Raw genomic sequence first — 3307 nt, forward strand, 5'->3', positions numbered from 1 at the left:
CCTACAAGGATACTAAAATCAACATTATTGATACCCCTGGCCACGCCGATTTTGGAGGAGAAGTAGAGCGGGTACTGAATATGGCCGATGGGGTTTTGCTCCTGGTCGATGCCTTTGAAGGCCCGATGCCGCAAACGCGTTTTGTGTTGCAAAAGGCGCTTAGTATGGGGTTGAAGCCCTGTGTGGTCATCAACAAGGTGGACAAGCCAAACTGTACCCCGGAAGAAGTTCACGAACAGGTTTTTGATTTGATGTTTGAACTCGGTGCCGAGGAGTGGCAATTGGATTTCCCTACAGTCTATGGCTCCGCCAAGGAGAACTGGATGGGTGAAGACTTTGCGAAACCTACAGGGACGATCGCCCCACTTCTCGACATGGTTCTGGAACATATTCCCACTTTTGAGCCCGAAAGCGGGACAACTCAAATGCTGGTAACATCCCTGGATTACTCGTCCTACACCGGGAGGATAGCTATTGGAAGACTTCAGCGGGGCCACCTTAAGGAGGGTCAGGCAGTAACACTGGTAAAAAGAGATGGCCGGCATGTGGCTTCCCGAATTAAGGAACTCTATACGTTTGAAGGGCTTGGCCGCAGCCGCGTCCAGGAATTGCAAACCGGGGATATCGGAGCCCTCGTAGGCCTTGAAGGATTTGATATCGGAGATACGATCGCCGATAAAGAAAATCCGGAGGCATTGGGCAGCATCGCTATTGATGAGCCTACGATGAGTATGCTCTTTACCATAAATGACAGCCCTTTTTTCGGACAGGACGGGAAGTTTGTAACCTCCCGGCATATAAAAGAACGTCTGGAGAAGGAGTTGGAGAAAAACCTCGCGCTGCGGGTTAAGGAAACCGACAGTGCCGATAAGTTTATGGTTTACGGCCGGGGCGTACTTCACTTATCCGTATTGATTGAAACCATGAGGCGTGAAGGATATGAACTGCAGATTGGACAGCCCCAGGTAATTTTAAAAGAAATAGATGGGAAAATGTGCGAGCCCATCGAATCCCTGACCATAGATCTCCCGGAAGCTGTTTCCGGAAAAGCCGTGGAAATGGTGGCGATGCGAAAAGGAGAAATGACCAAGATGGAGTCCCGGGGAGAACGGATGCTCTGCGAGTTTCTGATACCTTCCCGCGGGATTATAGGCCTTCGGAATCAACTGCTGACCGCTACAGCCGGAGAGGCGATCATGGCGCATCGTTTCCTCGAATACCAACCGATGAAAGGGGAGGTTCCCCAAAGGCAGAACGGTTCTATGGTTTCTATGGAGACGGGCAAGTCAATACCCTATTCCATAGATAAGTTACAGGACCGGGGCCGCTTTTTTGTCGATCCGGGTGAGGATATTTATGAAGGTCAGGTAATCGGCGAGAATTCCAGAGGGGATGATATGGTGATCAATGTGACCAAGACCAAGAAACTGACCAACGTCCGGGCCGCCGGTTCGGATGATAAATCCCGGATTGTGCCCGCCATAAAATTTTCCCTGGAAGAAGCTTTGGAGTATATCCAGAAAGACGAATATGTTGAGGTGACTCCGAGCCACCTTCGTTTGCGCAAAATATTCTTAAAAGAAACAGAGCGCAAACGCGCCAAGGCATAGTCGGGTTGTCTACTCCAGGTAGAGCTCCGGGTGATTCACCAGGCAGCCTGTAGCGGCGCCTATGATACCTGCGTGATTTTGTAGGCCCGCAGGGATGACTTCCGTTTCTATTTTGATGTATTTTTCATATTCCTGGAAGTACTTCGAGGTACCTCCACCGAGGATAATCATATCCGGGTTCACGATAAGTTCCACAAGTTCCAGAAACTTATTGAATCGTTTTCCCCATTTTTTCCAGCTCAGCCCTTCGGCATCCTTAGCGGAGGCTGCAGCCCAGCTTTCAATTTTGGAGTATTCCTTATAGGGGATTTGCCCGAGTTCAAAATTGGGGATCAGCCTCCCGTCTAAAAAGGCTCCACTACCCAGGCCCGTGCCTATGGTGATCATTACAATAAAGCCCTTGAGGCCTCTTCCAATGCCGTAGTTCATGGTCGCATAACCTGCGGCATCCGCATCATTTATTACGGTAAAGTCATTGCCTGAGGCTTTTTCAAATAGTTTTTCGATCGGCACATCCAACCAGGACTTGTGAAGGTTCCCGGGGGATTTACAGACTCCTTTTTTGACCACTGTGGGAAAGCCACAGCCTACCGGGCCTTTATAGTTAAAATGGGAAGTGATTTCAGCCACTACTTCAGCCATTTCCTCTGGCTTTCTGCTCTTCGGTGTAGGGATCCGAAAACGATCCGACAGCATTTCACCGGTTTCCATGTGAATCAGGGCTCCTTTGGTTCCAGAGCCGCCCACATCTATTCCGAGTACTTCCATGTATTGGTTTTGCTTTGCAAAGTACTAAAAAAGTTCGGGTCTGCGGAGGTCAATTGAGCATACCCTTTTGATGGAGAAAATCAAAAACCAGCTGGTCTGCAGGGGCAACCAGGTCGCGATCTGAGTAGGTCAGCCAAACGATTTCCCGTATTTCTGAAGCGGGTTTTAGAGTGCCCTCATACCGTCCCGTGTAGCAACTCAGCCGGACCAGGGTCCCCGGCGGTTGGGCATCTGCCGGGGCCTCGAAAATACCCAGGAGCACAATGCTGTCTGGTATGAGAAACACCCCCATTTCTTCCTCGATCTCACGCCTTAATGCCTGGACTTCGGGTTCGCCGGGCAGTCTTTTCCCCCCTGGAATATAGTAGCGGCTTTTTCCTTCACTCCTGCTTGAGAGTATTTTCCCGTCTTCGACATATACCCAACTGACGGCTTCAATAATTTGCCCGGAGGGTTCGATGTAGTAGTCGATAGAATTCAGGGAATGGTTCGGATCGATCAGATCCAGAACAAGATCAACGGTGCGGCCAAAACCGGTGAGTGTATTACTTCTTTTATTTCGCCCTAGTGCACTGCTGATGGTCTCATCCCTGTTACCAAATGCATATCCCCCACGCCTGATCCATAGCACATTCAACAGGTGTTGCATCAGCACATTCCCGAGTTGGTCGATCGAAATAGCTATTTGGAGAAAATATTCCCCCAGTCCCCGGAATCCCCTTTTAATCAGGCTGTGGACCATGCCGTAAATAAATCCAAATACCCCCGTGGTCAATAATAGGACAATGGAAATTAGAAAAAGAAGCAAGCCGATCAGGGGGTGAATTTTTCGATCCGGTTGTTCCCTTTTTTTACGGTAAATCATAATCTAGTACTGTCGGTGGGCCTTTGAAACTATACCTTCGGATACAAAAGAACGGGAATTATCC

3 protein-coding genes are annotated in these 3307 nt (G+C 49.3%); 1 reads left to right on the plus strand and 2 read right to left on the minus strand.

Translation table 11 applies throughout. From position 1 onward, the window contains the following. Positions 1 to 1610 (plus strand): translational GTPase TypA (gene typA, locus WBV75_RS00675; RefSeq protein WP_424118740.1); only part of this gene is annotated, 1610 nt, incomplete at its 5' end. Between the two features lie 9 nt (positions 1611 to 1619). Here the strand turns inward: typA and ppgK are convergent. Both ppgK and WBV75_RS00685 read right to left on the minus strand, forming a co-directional pair. After that, a complete protein-coding gene (gene ppgK / locus WBV75_RS00680) occupies positions 1620 to 2378 on the minus strand; it encodes a polyphosphate--glucose phosphotransferase (protein WP_424118741.1) in 759 nt (252 codons plus the stop codon). A 49-nt stretch (positions 2379 to 2427) separates the two neighbouring features. Further along, positions 2428 to 3243: an NUDIX hydrolase gene (locus tag WBV75_RS00685; RefSeq protein WP_424118742.1), complete on the minus strand. Its 816-nt coding sequence runs from the start codon at positions 3241 to 3243 to the stop codon at positions 2428 to 2430. Positions 3244 to 3307: the final 64 nt, after the last annotated feature.

The organism is Robiginitalea sp., from assembly GCF_049588695.1.
GTDB lineage: Bacteria > Bacteroidota > Bacteroidia > Flavobacteriales > Flavobacteriaceae > Robiginitalea.